Origin of the sequence: Nocardiopsis sp. NPDC007018, from assembly GCF_040635075.1 — a bacterium.
Lineage (GTDB): Bacteria > Actinomycetota > Actinomycetes > Streptosporangiales > Streptosporangiaceae > Nocardiopsis.
In genome coordinates this window covers 1-15,297 of the sequence record NZ_JBEYHA010000023.1, presented here as the reverse complement: position 1 = coordinate 15,297, position 15,297 = coordinate 1, and the positions used below count along the sequence as shown (strand labels likewise).

The following is a 15,297-nucleotide window of genomic DNA, read 5'->3' as shown; positions in this document are numbered from 1 at the left end:
CCCGGGCACGGGAGGGCGCTCCCGTGGTCAGTGGTGTGCTCCGTGGTCCGCCTCCTCCGTGGCCGGGGCCGTCATCTCCAGGACGGGCACGTCGAGCACGACCTCGGTACCGCTGGAGAAGTCCAGGGTGACGGCGACGGAGTCCCCGACCGAGAGCGGCTCGGGGATGTCGTTGACCATCACGTGGTAGCCGCCGTCCACGAAGGTGGTGGTGCCCCCGGCCGGGACCGGGATCTCGCCGAGGGTGCGCATGACGGAGGCGCCCGACTCCGTGGTCTCGGTGGTACACAGCTCGGCGTCGGGCGAGGCGTCGGTGCGCACACCCGTGACGGCGTCGTCCGTGTCAGCGGTGTTGGTGACCGCCAGGTAGACCACGCCGACCTCCGGGTTGGCGGGTTCGGGCATCCAGGCGTCCTCGACGATGAGGGCGTCCGCCTCGGCCCCGCCCCGTTCGGGAGCGGGCGCGGCGGCCTCCTGGACGGTCGTGCCGGAGGAACATCCCGTGGCGAGCAGGGCCAGGGCCAGCAGGGTCGCGGTGCGGGTCTTCATGATGGGGTCCTGAGTCCGGTCGGGCCGCGTCACCACAGGGTGGCGGCGGGGTGGGGATCGTGGGCCGGGGGCACCGCGAAGACGGCGCTCCCCTCGTGGCTGACGAAGGCGTTGAGGGCGTCGCCGCCCTCGTCGAGTTCGCGCTGGACGGCGGTGAACCCGGCACGGGGGTCGGCCTGCCAGGCGGTGAACAGCAGCCCGGCGTCGCGTCGGCCTTCCCGCCAGCCGAGGTCGTAGTTGAATCCGCGCCGGAGCATGCGGGCGCCCAGGGTGCGTTCCGGGCTGGCCAGGCGGATGTGGGCGTCGGCGGGGATGACCGGGTTTCCGTCCCCGTCCCGGGCGGCCAGGTCGGGAAGGTCGTTCTCCCGCTCCCCGCCCAGGGGGGCGCCGTCCGACAGTCGGCGTCCGATCACCCGCTCCCGGTCCGTGGGAGCCAGGTCCGACCACGCGTCCAGGAACATGCGGACCCGGCGCACCACCACGTAGGTGCCACCGTCCATCCAGGCGGTGGCGGGGTCGGTGTGTGAGGCCAGGACCTGCGGCCCGAACCGCGCCTCGGCCGGGTCGGGGTTGACCGTGCCGTCGACCTGGCCCATGAGGTTGCGCGGGGTGGCCGAGGGGTCCCGCGCCGTCGCGGCCGCCCGCTGGAACCCGGGCAGCGACCAGCGCACCGTGGCCCGGTCCCGGACCAGTCCGAGCAGGTGGTCCACGGCGGCGCTGACCACGAGCGGGTCCTCGGCTCCCACGTGCAGCATGAGGTCTCCCCCGCACTGGTCGGGGTCGAGCCGGTCGGCCGCGAACGCGGGCAGGTCCTCCAGGGGCGCGGGGCGCCGGTCTCCGAGTCCGGCCCGGTCGAGCAGTCCCGCACCCAGCCCCAGGGTGACACCCAGCGAGGCCGGGTGCAGCCCCTGGGCGGGCGCCTCGGCTCCGAGCGCGGACAGACCCCGTTCGTGCAGGTCGAAGGCGTGTTCCCCCCACACGGACAGGACCTCCCGCGCCAGCTCTGACACCTCCTCGGGTTCTTCCGCCGCCAGGTCCACGGCGACCACGTGAACGTGGGCGGGAGTCGGGGTGAGCAGCGCCGGCGGACGACCGTCCTCGGGACCGCCCAGGGACAGGGTGAGGTCCCGGGCCGGGTCCCCGACGTCCAGGGCGCGGGCGGCGCCCACTCCCAGCAGACCCCCTGCGGCCAGGCCCGCCGCTCCGGCGGCGCCCAGCCCGGACAGGAGCCCCCTACGGGAGACCCCGGTTCCGGCGCTCACAGCAGTTCCGAGGCGAGCACGGGCAGCAGCGGGGCGATGTCGTCGGCACCCACCCCTTCGTCGAACATGCCCGCCGCCTCACCGCCGGGGGTCAGGACCAGGACGCGGCCTCCGTGCGAGACCAGGTACTCGCCCTCGGTGACCTCGGGAGCCTCGATCGGGATGCCGTAGTCCAGGGCCGCCCGCACCGTGTCGTCCACGTCCCCGCGCACCCCCTGGAAGTCCGGGTCGAACCGGTCCAGCCAGGTGCGCAGCTGCTCGTCGGTGTCCCGTTCGGGGTCGCTGCTCACCATCACGACGTCGAAGCGGTCGGCGTCGTCCCCGGCCTGCTCCAGGGCGAGGTTGATCTCGGCCATGGTCATGGGGCACACGTCGGGGCAGCTCGTGTACCCGAAGAACAGCAGTGTCAGCCGGTCGTCGGCCACGTCGGCGAACCCCCAGGGCTCACCGTCGACGGTGGTCAACCCGACACCCGACGCGGCCATGGGCTGGTCGGAGAGGTCGAGGTAGTGCTCGGCCCCGGCCAGGTCGGGTCCCCCGCAGGCGGTGGCGCCCAGCAGGGCGGCGGCGAGCACCAGGGAGCGTACGGGGGCCCGGCGTCGGTTCTTCATCGGTCGGTTCCTCACGGGACGGTGCGGTCGGGTCGGGGACGCGGGGGGCGCGGCGGGAGGAGGCGGGGCCTTCACGCCGCCTCCCGGAGCAGGCGGGCCAGGTCGCGGCGGCCCCGGGCCACCCGCGAGCGGACCGTGCCGATCGGGACGCCGGTGAGCGCGGCGACCTCGGCGTACGGAAGGCGCTGGACCTGGGTGAGGACGAAGGCGGTGCGCCGGTCCTCGGGCAGGGCCTCCAGCAGGGAGACCAGGGCCAGGTACTCGTCGAACCTTCCCGGCTCCGCGGAACCGGGACCGAGCGCCCGCTCCCAGTCGTCGACCGGTTCGGTGCGCGGCGAGCGCTCCCGGTCGCGGTAGCGGTCGGCGACGGTGTGCCGCGCCACGGACAGCAGCCAGGCGCGCACCGGGGCGCGTCCGGCGTAGCGGGGCAGTCCGCGCAGGGCCCGGTGGAAGGTCTCCTGGGTGAGGTCCTCGACCCAGGCGGGCTCGACCCGGCGCGCGATGTAGCGCACCACGTCGGAGCGGGTCAGGGTGAACAGGGCGTCCAGTGCCCCGGGGGCGCCGGCGCGGGCGCGCAGGGCCAGCCGGGACAGGTCGGAGTGCGTGTGGGCGTCGGAGCGCCCCTCACTTCGGGTCATGCGGATCGGGACTTTCTGTCGCCGCCCACGCGGCCGCCGCGCCGCCGTGGGGCGACGCGGGCCGCGGGGCCGTTCCGGGCAGGCGGTGCCGTGGGCACCGCGGGACACCGAGGGCGGCCTGACGGATACGGGGGTGGGCCCCCGGCCCCTCAAGGGCTCGGTCAGGCGGCCGGAACGTGCGGCGGGCCGCGCAGGACCCGGGAGTGGCGCAGGTAGGGAGCCCGGGCCGGGGGACGCTGGTCGGCGGCGCGGTACCGGGCCGGGGAGGAGGTCCTCTCCACGGTGACGGCGCCGACCACCAGGAGCAGGGGGACCAGCGTCAGCGCCATGAAGCGCAGGAAGGCGAAGAGGGCGTTCTCGCCCCGGTGCAGCCAGAAGGCGCTGACCAGCGCCATCACCAGGTGCATGAGGATCATGGCCCAGGCGGGCATGGGGTCCTGGGAGACCAGGGCCGCCCCGGTGTGGTCGGCGTGCCCGCCGCCCGCCTCCTGTGTGGCGGAGAAGGTGACGTGCAGGGCGAGCTGGCCCCACAGCATCCACGCGGTGAGCATCCCGGGGCCGTGCCTGCGTCCCGTGAGGGCCCAGGCCACGGCGAGGACCACGGCGGTACCGACCAGGAGCCCGGGAACCGGGACGTCGTGTCCGGAGCTGACCGTGTGGCCGATCGCGGACAGGCTCACGCACACCAGGGTGAACACCCCGGCGCGCAGTGGTCGGCACTGTTCGCTGTCGGACATGGTCCCCACATCGTCGCACCCTCCGGTCGGCCTCGGGCACGGGGGTGGGGGATCACCCGAACCGCCGGACCGTCCTCCGTTATGCTCGCTGGCGTCCCCGGCGTGAGAACAGAGGTCGCCCGTGTCCGTCTCCCCGCTCACCCTGCTGCATGAGTGGACAGCCCGCACCGACGAGGCTCCGCTGCGTGAGTTCCTGCTGGTCGGAAGGGTGGTGGATCTCTCCGCCCTCGAACGCGAGCTGGTGCCCGCCGCCCAGGATCTGGGCGCGGCGGTCACGGTGCTCGGCACCGCCGACGAGGAGGCACTCGTGCGGCGACCGGACCGCGTGTACGCGTTGGTCGACCGGCCCGTACCCGACCTGGCCCTGTTGCTGGGAGACGAACACGTGGTGGCCGCCTTCGGCTCCGGACCGCCCTCCGGTGGCGAACGGGTCTGGACGGTGCTGCGCGGCGGACCGGACGGGGTCCCGTGGGCGCTGGCCGAACTCGGCGCCTGGATGTCCGCCTGCGCGAGCGACCTCGACCTGCCCGCCGCCCTGGCCGAGCGGCTCGCCGCCCTGGCCGACCGGCTGGAGGACCTACTGCTCACCCGGCCCCTGGAGACCCCCGTCCGGGTGGTGCACAACCTGGAGGCTCCGCTCGTCGACCAGCTGCCCGAGGGGCCCGTCGACGAACTCACCCTGCACGCGCCCCTGCGCGGGTACGACGCCCCGGCGCTGGCCGCCCTCACCGGGCGGCTGTCCCCGTCCCGTGTACGGCTGGGCGTTCCCGGGTCCTGGGCCGACCAGGACCGGGAGGACGCCGTACGGTCGCTGGCCGAGGCGGGCGTGGTGGCGGACGCATACCTCGTGGCGGAGGGTTTCCCGGCGCACGGCGGCCTGGTCGAGTGGTGCGCGGGCGATCGGCGTTCCGCGCTGACCTGCGGGTCGGGCCTGGCAGCGCTGACCCGCACGGCCGTGTCGGGAGCCGCCCTGGAGCTGGGCCTGGTCGTCCCCGCCGACCCCTCGCCCGAGCCCACTCCGCGAGTCGGCGCCACCGCCGACGACCCCCGCCTGTCGGAGGTGACCGCCGAGTTGGAGGAGGCGGGCTGGAGCCTGGAGTCCGATGCGGGCCTGCACCGGGTGCGAGGGGCCTTCACCAATCCGGTACCGGTCGCCGCGCGGGTCGCCGAACTGCTGGAGGAGGACACCGGTCCCGTCCTCGTGCACGCCGAGGGGCCCAAGGGGTGGGCGCTGATCGTGTGGCGGCGGCCCACGCTGCTGCTCGCCTCCGCTCCGCGAGGCAGCGCCTGGCGTCTGTACCGCGTGGACCCGCCCGCGACCCCCTCCTCTCGTCTGGGCGGGGGCGAGGGCGTGTCCCGGGTGGGTCTGCTGCGCACCAGCGCCCCGCTGCACCGGGTCCCGCACCGCGACGTGCTGGCGTTCCTGGAGTCGTTGGGCACCGACCACATCACCCTGTTGGAGCGGGTCGGGCACCTGACCACCCCCCTGTGACCGCGCGCTCCGGGCACGGGGACGGGTGCGCGGCGCGGACGGGGGCCGCACGTGCCAGGTGTACTTGACCCGAGAGGTCAGTACACCTGGGACTGGCCGGGCGTCTCCTCGGGGGTGTGCCGCTCCCCCCGGAGCCGACGGGCGAAGGCGGCCGGGGGACGGACGCTCCGGACCCGGGCCCGGAGCGCGCCCAGACGGGCGCGCGCCGCCCCCAGCGCGCGTCGCGGGCCGCCCGGGGGCGGACCGGGCGCGCCACCCTCCGCGCCATCGCCCTCGGCGCCACGGGCCCGGTCGACCTCGGCGACCCGGGCGTGCAGACGGTCCCTGACCTGTTCGGGGGTGTAGGCACGGCGCTCACGTTCGGCCCGCGCGATCGCCACTCCGGTGGCCGCCACACCCACGAAGGCGGCCACACCCAAGGCCTTCCACCACTTCATGCTCTTAGGCTAGTGCCTGTGGCAGACACGAGCATGGACCTGGACGCGGCCGTCGACCTGACCAGAACCGGTGACGTGTGGGTGTTCCGGGGCACGAGCGTGCCCGACCGGGCCATCCAGCTCACCACCAACAGCCCGGTGAACCACGTGGGCATGTCCGTCGTGGTGGACGACCTCCCGCCGCTGATGTGGCACGCCGAACTCGGCCGGTCCCTGGTGGACATGTGGACCGGCGCCCACCAGCGCGGGGTGCAGCTGCACGACCTGCGCGACGCCGTCCTCGTGTGGGGGCGCCGGTACGGGCAACAGGCCTGGCTGCGCCAGCTCGAACCCCTGGCCGACCGGCCGATGGAGGACGCCGCGCTGCGGATGGTCGCCCGGCTGAACGGCACGCCCTTCCCCTCGACCGCGCAGCTGGCCGGACGGTGGGCGCTGGGCCGGATGCCGTTCGGCGGCCGGGCCCGCGAACGCCGGTTGGAGACCGCCTACTGCGCCGAGGTCATGGCCCTCACCTACGAGGAGATGGGGCTGCTGTCCCGAGGGAAGCGGCCGGGCTACTACGACCCGGGGCGGTTCTGGAGTGGGGACTCCCTGGAGCTGGAGGGCGGCTTCTCCCTGGGCGGGGAGATCCGGGTGGACCTCCCGGATGAGTTGACCGGCCCCGTGTAGTCGACGCGTCGGACGGGCACTGACCTGGTCAGGGCGCAACCTCATCGGAGAGGGACACATGACGGAGCATTCTCTGGAGGCGGTGGCCGAGTCCGACCTCGTCGTACGCGGCGGCACGTTCCGCTGCGTGGCCTTCCGCGACCCGGTCGACGGCCGGGAGCATCTGGCCCTGGTCACGGGCGAACTGGGGAACGGCGAGGAGGTGCTGGTCCGGGTGCACTCCGAGTGCGTCACCGGTGACGTGTTCGGGGCGCTGCGCTGTGAGTGCGGCGACCAACTCGACGCGGCCCTGGCCACGATCCTCACCGAGGGCCGGGGCGTGTTCGTGTACCTGCGCGGCCACGAGGGACGCGGGATCGGCCTGGTGAACAAGGTGCGCACCCAGGTGCTCCAGGACGAGCGTGGGTTGGACACCGTCGACTCGGCCACGGAACTGGGCCTGCCCGTGGACGTGCGCGACTACGGCCCCGCCGCTCGGGTGCTGCGGCACCGGGGCGTGCGTTCGGTGCGATTGCTGTCCAACAACCCCGCCAAGGTGCTGGCTCTGGAGGCCCACGGGGTGCGGGTGGCCTCGCGGGTTCCGCTGCTGGTCGCCGCGCACCAGCACAACGCCCGCTACCTGACCGCCAAGCGCGACCGTCTGGGGCACGACCTCCCCCACCTGAACGGTGACGCGAGGAGGGCGGGTGGCTGACCCGGCCTCCTGGGCCGTCGACTGGCCCGGCGCGCGGGGCTGGGCGGCGGCCGTTCTGTACGTGTCGCTCGTGGGCGTGGCGCTGGTGGTGGCGGTCCGCCGCCACCAGCGGTGGCCGCTGGGCCCGGCTGACCTGGTCACGCTGGTGCGGGTCGGCCTCATCGGCGCGGTGACGGTGCTGGTGGCCGAGGGCGGCCCGGCGGGGCCGGTGGTGGCGGTGGCCTCGGTCGCCCTGGTTCTGGACTGGGTGGACGGGCGGGTGGCCCGGGGCACGCGCACGGAGTCGGACTTCGGGGCCCGGTTCGACATGGAGGCCGACGCGTTCCTCATCCTGGCCCTGAGTGTGTACGCCTCCGGGGTGCTGGGAGCCTGGGTCCTGTTGATCGGGGCGATGCGGTACCTGTTCGGGGCCGCCGCCCTCACGGCGCCGTGGCTGCGGGGCCCGTTGCCGCCGAGCACGGCGCGCAAGACCGTGGCCGCCGCGCAGGGGATCGTGTTGACCGTGGTCGCGTCCGGCGTCCTGCCGCTCGGTGCGGCGGAGGCCGTGACGGCGACGGCGCTGGCCGCCCTGCTGTGGTCGTTCGGACGTGACGTGGTGGGGCTGTGGAGGGCGCGTGCCCCCGGGGCCACGACCACCGAGAGGAAGAGGTGACGGATGGGACGGACGGCTCGGGCTTTTTGGGTGCGCTCCCCCGGTGTCGGCGAGATCCGGGAGGTGGAGCTGCCCGCTCCCGGCCCCGACGAGGTGCTGGTGCGCTCGCTGGGATCGGGCATCAGCCGGGGGACCGAGACGCTGGTGTTCGGCGGCGGTGTGCCGCCCAACCAGTACGGGGTGATGCGGGCCCCCTACCAGGAGGGTGACTTCCCCGGTCCACTCAAGTACGGGTACCTGAACGTGGGGGTCGTCGAGGAGGGGCCCGGGGAGTTGGCGGGGCGCACGGTGTTCACCCTGTTCCCCCACCAGACCCGGTTCGTGGTGCCCGCGTCGGCGGTGTCGGTGGTTCCCGACGCGGTACCGGCCGCCCGGGCGGTGCTGGCGGGCACGGTGGAGACCGCGATCAACGCGCTCTGGGACGCCGCTCCACTGGTGGGCGACCGGGTGACGGTGGTCGGCGCGGGCATGGTGGGCTGTTGTGTGGCGCGCCTGCTGGCCCAGGTACCGGGAACCCGCGTCCAGCTGGTGGACGTGGACCCCGGGCGCGCCGCCGTCGCGGACCGCCTGGGGGTGGACTTCGCCCGCCCCGAGGAGGCCGAGGGCGGGCGCGACCTGGTCTTCCACACGAGCGCCACCGAGGCGGGGCTGGTCCGCTCCCTCAGGCTGCTGCACGTGGAGGGCGAGGTGGTGGAGCTGAGCTGGTACGGGGACCGGAGGGTGATCCTGCCGCTCGGTGAGGACTTCCACTCGCACCGGCTGGGCGTCCGGGCCAGCCAGGTCGGCATGATCTCCCCGGCCCGGCGCTCGCGCTACGACCACTCCGAGCGCCTCAGCCTGGCGCTGCGCCTGTTGGAGGACCCCGCCTTCGACGCGCTCCTGACCGGGGAGAGCCCCTTCGAGGAGCTGCCCTCCCTGCTTCCGAGACTGGCCGCCGGGGAGCTGTCCGCCCTGTGCCACCGCGTCGTCTACGAGACCTGACCGTACCGACCGATCCTGACGAGCCTGGGGAGTCCGCATGTTCAGTGTCACCGTCCGGGACCACCTGATGGTCGCGCACAGCTTCCGGGGGGAGGTCTTCGGCCCCGCGCAGGCCCTGCACGGGGCGACCTTCGTGGTGGACGCCACCCTGCGCCGCCCGGAGCTCGACCCCGACGGCGTCGTCGCGGACATCGGCGCCGCCACCCGGGAGCTGGCCGCGGTGGTGGCCGAACTCAACTACCGCAACCTGGACGAGGTGCCGGAGTTCGCGGGGAGCAACACCACGACGGAGTTCCTGGCCCGGGTGGTCGCCGACCGTCTGGCGGAGCGGATCGGCGCCGGTGCGCTGGGACCGCACGCGGCGGGGTTGGCGTCGGTCGCGGTGACCCTGCACGAGTCGCACGTGGCCTGGGCCTCCTACGAACGGGAGCTGTGAGCGCCTCGGAGCCCGCGCCGGTGCTCTTCGTCGTGCCCGAGGCGAGCGCGCCCAGCGGCGGGCACACCTACGACCGCAGGATCGCGCGGGCCCTGGAGGCGGTACTGGGCGCGACGGCCCGGCAGGGGCGGTCCAACGGCGCGCACGGAACGATCGGAGGACCGGCGCCGGACGGCGCGGGGGTGTGCGGAGGCGGGGAACCGTCAGGCCCCCCGGTGCGGGTGGTGACGGTGCCGGGCGCCTGGCCGCGTCCCGGCCAGGACGGCGCCCGCGCGCTGGGCTCCGTCCTGGCCGGGGCCCCCGAGGGCGCGCGTGTGCTGGTCGACGGGCTGGTGGCGTGCGCGCTGCCCGAGGTGGTGGTGCCGTGCGCGCGACGCCTCCGGCTCCACGTGCTGGTGCACCTGCCCCTGGCCGACGAGACGGGGCTGGCGGAGGTGGAGGCCCGCGATCTCGACGCCCGTGAGGGGGCCGCGCTGCGGTGCGTCGACGGTGTGGTGGCCACGAGCGCGTGGGCGGCGCGGCGGCTGGTCGCGCACCACGGTCTGGCCAAGGACCGCGTGGCGGTGGTGCGGCCGGGGGTGGAGGCGGCCCGGCTGGCGCCCGGGAGCGGTTTCGAGGCCGGTTCGGGGCGGGTGCCGCGGCTGTTGTGTGTGGCCTCGCTGACCCCGCGCAAGGGCCACGACGTGCTGTTCGACGCCCTCGCACCGCTGGTGGGGCTCGGGTGGGAGTGCGTGTGCGCGGGGCCGGGCACACCTCCCCCGCTGCCCGGCGCCCTCGCGGGGCGGGTGCGCTTCACCGGTCCGGTGACCGGGCCGGAGCTGGAGGACGCCTACGCCTCGGCCGACCTGCTGGTGCTGCCCTCGCGCGCGGAGACCTACGGGATGGTCGTGACCGAGGCGCTGGCGCGGGGCGTGCCGGTGGTGGCCACCCGGGTGGGCGGTGTCCCCGAGGCCCTGGGGCGGGCGCCGGACGGTCGGCTGCCCGGGGTGCTGGTCCCCCCGGAGGACGCGGTGGCGCTGGAGCGGGTGCTCCGGGGCTGGCTGACCGATCCCGGTCTGCGGTCGGGCCTGCGGGTGGCGGCGCGGCTGCGGCGGGAGGGGCTGACGCGGTGGCCCGAGGCGGCCCGGGAGCTGGCGGCGGCGCTGGGCCGCTGACGGTTCCGGTGCGGGTCACCCGTGTGACGGGGTTCTCCGACCGGTTCCTGTCCCGGTGTCGGACCCGGTGGTACCGTGCATAGGGTGCAAAAATTCTTACGATGCATTTTTGCCTCCCCAGCAGAACTCCCCCACCTGCGCGCCCGCACCCGTCACTCGTTCACCAGAGGCCAGCCTTGAGCACCACCCAGTCCCAGGGCACCGCACGCACACCGATCATGCGCACCCTGAGCGGGCTGCTGATCGTCCTCGGCGTGACGATGCTCAGCGGCACGATCGTCTCGGTCGCGCTGCCCCAGATCCTCGGTTCCCTCCAGGGAACCCAGTCCCAGTACACCTGGGTGGTCACCGCGACCCTGCTGGCGTCCACCGCCTCCACACCGGTCTGGGGCAAGCTCGCCGACCTCTTCCCGAAGAAGCGGCTGCTCCAGATCTCGATCGTGCTGTTCATCGTGGCCTCACTGTTGAGCGGGTTCGCCCAGAACACCGAACAACTCATCGCCTTCCGCGCGCTCCAGGGGCTCGGCATGGGCGCCTCCCAGGTCCTGGTCCAGGCCACCATCGCGGCGCTGGTGAGCCCCAAGGAGCGCGGCCGCTTCAACGGGATCATCGGCGCCATCATGGCCGTGGCCACCGTCGGCGGCCCGCTGATCGGCGGAGCCCTCACCGACTCCTCCTGGCTCGGCTGGCGCTGGTGCTTCTTCATCGGCGTCCCGTTCATGCTGGTCGCCCTGGTCGTGCTCACCCGCACCCTGCACCTGGTGGAGGAACGCCGCACCGACGCACGCGTGGACTACGTCGGTGCCACGCTGATCGCCGCGGGTGTCAGCACCATCCTGCTGTGGGTGACCTTCGTCGGCGGCAGCTTCGCGTGGGCCTCCTGGCAGACCGGGGCCATGGTCACCGGCGGGCTCGCCCTGCTGGCCGCCGCCGTGTGGGTGGAGAACCGCGTCGCGGAACCCGTCATCCCGCTGCACCTGGTGCTGCGCCGCGAACCGATGATCGCGATCGTGGCCAGCGTCGCGGTCGGCATGGCGATGTTCGGCGGAGCGGTCTTCCTCGGCCAGTACTTCCAGCTGGCCCGCGGCTACTCACCGACCGCCGCCGGGCTGCTGACCACCCCGCTGATGCTCGGCATGATGCTCTCCTCCACCGTCTCCGGGTGGATGGTCTCCCGCTCGGGGCGGGTGAAGTCCTACGTCGTCACCGGGCTGGTGTTCCTGACGCTCGGCTTCCTGCTGCTGTCCACCATCGACGCGACCACCTCCCTGTACGTGGTGTCGCTGGGCATGCTGGGGGTCGGCGTGGGCGTGGGCCTGTCCATGCAGAACCTGGTGCTGGTGGTCCAGAACTCGGTCCCGCTGCGCGAACTCGGGGCCGCCAGCGGGGCGATCACGTTCTTCCGGTCCCTGGGCGGCACCATCGGCGTGTCCGTGCTCGGCGCGATCCTGGCCAACCGGGTGAGCACGAACGTGACCGACGGCCTGGCCGCCTCGGGTGTGGAGATCCCCGCCGGAGGCGCGGACGGCTCCACCCTTGACCTGGCGGGCATGCCGCCCTTCCTGCGCGAGATCGTGGAGGGCGCCTACGGCAGCTCCACCGGCGACATCTTCCTGGTCGCCGCGGGGATCGCCGTGGTCGGTCTGGTCGTGGCGCTCTTCCTGCCCCGGGTCCGGCTGCGCGACACCGTGGACATGGAGCCGCCCGCGGCCGAGGACGAGGACCCGGAGTCGGCACACCGGCGCGGCGAGGGCGCCCTCTCGTCCTGAGCGCCCCGGTGGCGGTCCCGCCGGGGCCGTGAGGGGAAGGGGAGACAGATCCGGGCAAAGGCTTCCCGGATCGGCCCTCCCGTGCGCGGTGGAACTGGCACCCTGGAAGGAGGCGACCGTCCGCTGACGGCCGTACTCCACCGGGAGGGGTCCCGATGAGCCCAGTGTCCGAGAACCCGCCGCCCGTGTTCGACCCGGGGTGGCTGGCCCTGCGCGAGGAGGCCGACTCCGGGGCCCGCTCCCCCGGCTCCCTGGCCCCGCTGCGCGGCCTGCTGTCCTCCCGGGGCGCACCGGCGCGCCCGGTCGGAATCGCCGACCTCGGCTGCGGCGCCGGGTCCCAGGGGCGCTGGTTGGCGCCCCGGCTGCCCGGCCCCCAGCACTGGACGCTCTACGACCGCGACCCCGGGCTGTTGTCGACGGCCGGGGCCCGCCTGCCCGCCGTCTCCGCGGACGGCGCCCGGGTGAGCGCACGGATGTGCCTGCGCGAGGTGGGGACCCTGTCCGGCGACGACCTGGCCGGGATCGACCTGGTCACCGGGTCGGCCCTGCTCGACCTGCTCACACGCGAGGAGCTGGACGCCGTCGTCGGGGCCGTCGCCGCCGCCGGGTGCCCCGCGCTGTTCACCCTGTCGGTGACCGGGCGGGTGGAGTTCTTCCCCGGCGAGCGCGAGGACGCGGCGCTGACGGAGGCCTTCAACGCCCACCAGCGGCGCGGCGGTCGCCTGGGGCCGGACGCGGTCGGGGCCGCCGCCGCGTCGTTCGCGGAGCGGGGCTACCGGGTCCTGACCCAACCGAGCCCCTGGCGCCTGGGCCCCGAGCACGCGCCGCTGGTCCGCGCGTGGTTGCGGGGGTGGGTCGGGGCCGCTCTGGAGCAGGACCCGGACGCCGCCGCGGGCGGGTACCTGGAGCGCAGGCTCGGGGAGTGCGACCGGGGCGAGCTGGGTGTGCTGGTACACCACGACGACCTGCTGGTGGTGCCCGGCGGGGGGACGGGTTCGCCGTGAGACGCGCGGGTTGGCCGCGCGCGCTGGTCGGGGCGGCGATCCTGGCGGGTGTCGTGTGGTGGTTCCCGCTGGAGGCCCTCACCTCCGCGTTCGGCGCGGTCGACGCGGCCACGGTGGTGGCCGCGTTGGGAATCGGCCTGGTCACGACCGCGCTGTGCGCGACCCGTTGGGCGGTCGTGGCGCGCGGGGTGGGGCTGCGGCTGCCGTGGACGCGTGCCGTGGCCGACTACTACCGCTCGCTCTTCCTGAACGCGGTGCTGCCCGGCGGGGTCCTGGGTGACGCGCACCGCGCGGTCGCCCACGGGCGCGCCGCCGCAGACCTGCCCCGGGCCGTGCGGGCGGTGCTCCTGGAGCGCATGGCGGGCCAGGTGGTGCTGGCGGCGCTCTGCGCCGCGCTGTTGTTCACGCTGCCCACCGCGCTCCTGGGCCCCGGGCTGCTGGCGGTGACCGCCTCCCTGGGGGTGTTCGGCACGGTCGCGCTGGTGGTGGCGGTGGGCTGGCTCCTCGGCCGCCGCCGGGGCGCGGCCTGGTGGCGGATGCTGTCGGCGACGGTCGCCGACACCCGGGCCGGTCTGTTCACGTGGTCGACCGGCCCGGGCGTGCTCGTGCTGTCGGCGGCGGCGTTGGCCGGACACCTGGTCCTGTTCCTGGTGGCGGCACGGGCGGCGGGCGTCACCGAGGCCGCCCCGACACTGCTCCCCCTCCTGGTCCTGGCCCTGGTGGCGATGGCCGTCCCGGCCAACCTGGGCGGTTGGGGTCCGCGCGAGGCGGTGACGGCGCTGGCCTTCGGAACGGCCGGGCTCGGCGCCGACCTCGGGCTGACCGTGTCAGTGGCGTACGGGTTCCTCGCGCTGGTCGCCTCCCTTCCCGGTGGGGCGGTGCTGCTGTGGAGGCTGCTGCGGGTCGAGCACCTTGAGGTACCCGGAGAACGCCGTCACCAGGTGGGCCAGAAGATCCCGGCCCTCGGTGGCGGTGGCGCGTGAGGGCTGCCCGACCACCCCGGTGCGGGTGTAACGGGAGAGCCCGGTGGTGAGCATGTGGTCACGCCGGTCGGCGAGGTGGTCGGCCTCCTCGTAGCCCGGCCGGACCAGGTCGGGTCGCACGTGGAGCAGCACCGAGGTCTCCAGCTCCCCCGCGTGCATGTCGCGGTCGTTGGTGGTGCTCATCCGCGCGGCCCGGCGCGCGGCCTCCCAGTCGTGCGGTCCGGGAAAGAGCGCCATGGCACCGCGCGAGGCCTGGACGAGGTTGGCCAGCACGTGGTTGCCGCCGTGCCCGTTGACCAGCACCAGCTTGGGGGTGCCCGCCGCCCTGAGCGAGTCCGCGATGTCGGAGGCCATCGCGTACAGGGTGGGCGCGGTGACGCTCACCGTCCCCGGCCAGGCCTCGTGTTCGTGTGAGCAGCCGAAGCTGATCGGCGGCAGGACGCGCAGTCCGGGGTGGGCGTCGGCCAGGCTGCGCGCCACGGCGCAGGCGACGACGGTGTCGGTGGTCAGCGGCAGGTGGGGACCGTGCTGTTCGAGGCTGCCCACGGGAAGCAACGCCACTCGGGCGCCCCGCGCGCGCTCTTCCTCGCTGGTGCTGCCGGGGAGGGGGTCGGTGAAGTCCATGGCCCCATCCTCCCCTGCCGTCACGACGGGACGGAGCGCACCGGCGCGGCGGGCGCGCCGGGGAACCTTGACCTCAACCTGGGTTGAGGTGGTGTGCTGGTCTCCGTGGACGTGTTCGCACCGACGAGGAGGAGCCGTGACGGGGAACAGTGACGGGGTCCGCGGATTCACCGCTGAGGGGATCGAGGGGTGGCGGGCCTGGGACGAGGGGCGCGTGCGGATCGGCCCGGCGGTCGGCAAGGAGGACGGAGGCCCGCTGAGCGCCTACTACGCGCGGTTCGACCGGGGGGCGACCGCCGCGCTGCCCGCCCCCTGGGAGGAGGTGTGGGTGGTCCTCGCCGGGTCCCTGATCCTGCGCACCCCCGACCGCACGGTCACGGCGGGACCCGGCGACCTCCTGCACGTCCCGGCCGACTCCCCGGGGGAACTGCGGGCGGAGGAGGACACCACGCTCGCGTGCGTGTCCGTACCGGCGCACTGACCGCGTCGCGTCCGCCGACCACCGGGGGCGCACCCCACATCCGCGACCCCCTCACCCACACCGGAGACACGCTCGGCCTCCACCCCACCCAGATCGCCCGCGCCGCCGACCTCACCACCGCCAC

17 protein-coding genes and 1 pseudogene are annotated in these 15,297 nt (G+C 74.6%); 11 read left to right on the top strand and 7 right to left on the bottom strand.

The window, feature by feature from the left end; genetic code table 11:
* Positions 1 to 27: 27 nt before the first annotated feature.
* From ABZ635_RS14985 to ABZ635_RS14965, 5 genes are all read right to left on the bottom strand, one after another.
* On the bottom strand, positions 28 to 549 hold the full coding sequence (locus ABZ635_RS14985) for a copper chaperone PCu(A)C (protein WP_357764522.1): 522 nt from the start codon (positions 547 to 549) through the stop codon (positions 28 to 30).
* A 29-nt stretch (positions 550 to 578) separates the two neighbouring features.
* Positions 579 to 1,811, bottom strand: a complete 1,233-nt coding sequence (locus ABZ635_RS14980; protein WP_357764519.1) for a Dyp-type peroxidase — start codon at positions 1,809 to 1,811, stop codon at positions 579 to 581.
* Positions 1,808 to 2,422 carry an SCO family protein gene (locus ABZ635_RS14975; RefSeq protein ID WP_357764516.1) on the bottom strand — a complete coding sequence of 205 codons (615 nt, stop codon included), beginning with the start codon at positions 2,420 to 2,422 and terminating at the stop codon, positions 1,808 to 1,810. The genes ABZ635_RS14980 and ABZ635_RS14975 overlap by 4 nt, the downstream gene beginning before the upstream one ends.
* A 71-nt stretch (positions 2,423 to 2,493) precedes the next feature.
* Positions 2,494 to 3,060, bottom strand: a complete 567-nt coding sequence (locus tag ABZ635_RS14970; protein WP_357764513.1) for a sigma-70 family RNA polymerase sigma factor — start codon at positions 3,058 to 3,060, stop codon at positions 2,494 to 2,496.
* A gap of 161 nt (positions 3,061 to 3,221) precedes the next feature.
* Positions 3,222 to 3,797 (bottom strand): hypothetical protein, encoded by a 576-nt coding sequence (locus ABZ635_RS14965; protein WP_357764510.1) that lies wholly within the window; start codon positions 3,795 to 3,797, stop codon positions 3,222 to 3,224.
* Between the two features lie 121 nt (positions 3,798 to 3,918).
* Here ABZ635_RS14965 and ABZ635_RS14960 point away from each other — a divergent pair, with 121 nt between their 5' ends.
* Positions 3,919 to 5,289 carry a hypothetical protein gene (locus tag ABZ635_RS14960; protein ID WP_357764507.1) on the top strand — a complete coding sequence of 457 codons (1,371 nt, stop codon included), beginning with the start codon at positions 3,919 to 3,921 and terminating at the stop codon, positions 5,287 to 5,289.
* Positions 5,290 to 5,366: 77 nt separating this feature from the next.
* Here ABZ635_RS14960 and ABZ635_RS14955 read toward each other — a convergent pair whose 3' ends face one another.
* Complete coding sequence (locus ABZ635_RS14955; RefSeq protein WP_357764504.1) at positions 5,367 to 5,726, bottom strand: hypothetical protein; 360 nt, start codon at positions 5,724 to 5,726, stop codon at positions 5,367 to 5,369.
* 33 nt (positions 5,727 to 5,759) lie between these two features.
* Here ABZ635_RS14955 and ABZ635_RS14950 point away from each other — a divergent pair, with 33 nt between their 5' ends.
* The 9 genes and pseudogenes from ABZ635_RS14950 to ABZ635_RS14910 all read left to right on the top strand — a co-directional run.
* On the top strand, positions 5,760 to 6,395 hold the full coding sequence (locus ABZ635_RS14950) for a hypothetical protein (protein WP_357764709.1): 636 nt from the start codon (positions 5,760 to 5,762) through the stop codon (positions 6,393 to 6,395).
* 58 nt (positions 6,396 to 6,453) lie between these two features.
* Complete coding sequence (locus ABZ635_RS14945) at positions 6,454 to 7,089, top strand: GTP cyclohydrolase II (protein WP_357764502.1); 636 nt, start codon at positions 6,454 to 6,456, stop codon at positions 7,087 to 7,089.
* Positions 7,082 to 7,741 carry a CDP-alcohol phosphatidyltransferase family protein gene (locus tag ABZ635_RS14940; RefSeq protein ID WP_357764499.1) on the top strand — a complete coding sequence of 220 codons (660 nt, stop codon included), beginning with the start codon at positions 7,082 to 7,084 and terminating at the stop codon, positions 7,739 to 7,741. The genes ABZ635_RS14945 and ABZ635_RS14940 overlap by 8 nt, the downstream gene beginning before the upstream one ends.
* A 3-nt stretch (positions 7,742 to 7,744) precedes the next feature.
* Complete coding sequence (locus tag ABZ635_RS14935) at positions 7,745 to 8,722, top strand: dehydrogenase (protein ID WP_357764496.1); 978 nt, start codon at positions 7,745 to 7,747, stop codon at positions 8,720 to 8,722.
* 37 nt (positions 8,723 to 8,759) lie between these two features.
* Complete coding sequence (locus tag ABZ635_RS14930; RefSeq protein ID WP_357764493.1) at positions 8,760 to 9,158, top strand: 6-carboxytetrahydropterin synthase; 399 nt, start codon at positions 8,760 to 8,762, stop codon at positions 9,156 to 9,158.
* Positions 9,155 to 10,312, top strand: coding sequence for a glycosyltransferase family 4 protein (locus ABZ635_RS14925; protein ID WP_357764490.1), 1,158 nt, complete (start codon positions 9,155 to 9,157; stop codon positions 10,310 to 10,312). The genes ABZ635_RS14930 and ABZ635_RS14925 overlap by 4 nt, the downstream gene beginning before the upstream one ends.
* Positions 10,313 to 10,530: 218 nt before the next feature.
* On the top strand, positions 10,531 to 12,081 hold the full coding sequence (locus ABZ635_RS14920) for an MFS transporter (protein ID WP_357764706.1): 1,551 nt from the start codon (positions 10,531 to 10,533) through the stop codon (positions 12,079 to 12,081).
* Positions 12,082 to 12,236: 155 nt separating this feature from the next.
* Positions 12,237 to 13,085, top strand: coding sequence for an SAM-dependent methyltransferase (locus ABZ635_RS14915; RefSeq protein ID WP_357764487.1), 849 nt, complete (start codon positions 12,237 to 12,239; stop codon positions 13,083 to 13,085).
* Positions 13,004 to 13,897: pseudogene (locus tag ABZ635_RS14910) on the top strand (lysylphosphatidylglycerol synthase transmembrane domain-containing protein); the annotation flags it as partial. The gene ABZ635_RS14915 and the pseudogene ABZ635_RS14910, both read left to right, overlap by 82 nt.
* Positions 13,898 to 13,912: 15 nt before the next feature.
* Here ABZ635_RS14910 and ABZ635_RS14905 read toward each other — a convergent pair.
* Positions 13,913 to 14,692 (bottom strand): creatininase family protein, encoded by a 780-nt coding sequence (locus ABZ635_RS14905; protein ID WP_357764484.1) that lies wholly within the window; start codon positions 14,690 to 14,692, stop codon positions 13,913 to 13,915.
* A 136-nt stretch (positions 14,693 to 14,828) separates the two neighbouring features.
* On the opposite strand from ABZ635_RS14905, the gene ABZ635_RS14900 reads away from it, so the two are divergent.
* Positions 14,829 to 15,173 carry a cupin domain-containing protein gene (locus ABZ635_RS14900; protein ID WP_357764481.1) on the top strand — a complete coding sequence of 115 codons (345 nt, stop codon included), beginning with the start codon at positions 14,829 to 14,831 and terminating at the stop codon, positions 15,171 to 15,173.
* Positions 15,174 to 15,297 lie beyond the last annotated feature (124 nt).

Bases quoted from the DNA above. Each gene is read 5' to 3' on its own strand.
- ABZ635_RS14985 (WP_357764522.1), bottom strand. From the start codon at position 549: ATGAAGACCCGCACCGCGACCCTGCTGGCCCTGGCCCTGCTCGCCACG.
- ABZ635_RS14975 (WP_357764516.1), bottom strand. From the start codon at position 2,422: ATGAAGAACCGACGCCGGGCCCCCGTACGCTCCCTGGTGCTCGCCGCC.
- ABZ635_RS14970 (WP_357764513.1), bottom strand. From the start codon at position 3,060: ATGACCCGAAGTGAGGGGCGCTCCGACGCCCACACGCACTCCGACCTG.
- ABZ635_RS14965 (WP_357764510.1), bottom strand. From the start codon at position 3,797: ATGTCCGACAGCGAACAGTGCCGACCACTGCGCGCCGGGGTGTTCACC.
- ABZ635_RS14955 (WP_357764504.1), bottom strand. From the start codon at position 5,726: ATGAAGTGGTGGAAGGCCTTGGGTGTGGCCGCCTTCGTGGGTGTGGCG.
- ABZ635_RS14950 (WP_357764709.1), top strand. From the start codon at position 5,760: ATGGACCTGGACGCGGCCGTCGACCTGACCAGAACCGGTGACGTGTGG.
- ABZ635_RS14945 (WP_357764502.1), top strand. From the start codon at position 6,454: ATGACGGAGCATTCTCTGGAGGCGGTGGCCGAGTCCGACCTCGTCGTA.
- ABZ635_RS14935 (WP_357764496.1), top strand. From the start codon at position 7,745: ATGGGACGGACGGCTCGGGCTTTTTGGGTGCGCTCCCCCGGTGTCGGC.
- ABZ635_RS14930 (WP_357764493.1), top strand. From the start codon at position 8,760: ATGTTCAGTGTCACCGTCCGGGACCACCTGATGGTCGCGCACAGCTTC.
- ABZ635_RS14920 (WP_357764706.1), top strand. From the start codon at position 10,531: ATGCGCACCCTGAGCGGGCTGCTGATCGTCCTCGGCGTGACGATGCTC.
- ABZ635_RS14915 (WP_357764487.1), top strand. From the start codon at position 12,237: ATGAGCCCAGTGTCCGAGAACCCGCCGCCCGTGTTCGACCCGGGGTGG.
- ABZ635_RS14905 (WP_357764484.1), bottom strand. From the start codon at position 14,692: ATGGACTTCACCGACCCCCTCCCCGGCAGCACCAGCGAGGAAGAGCGC.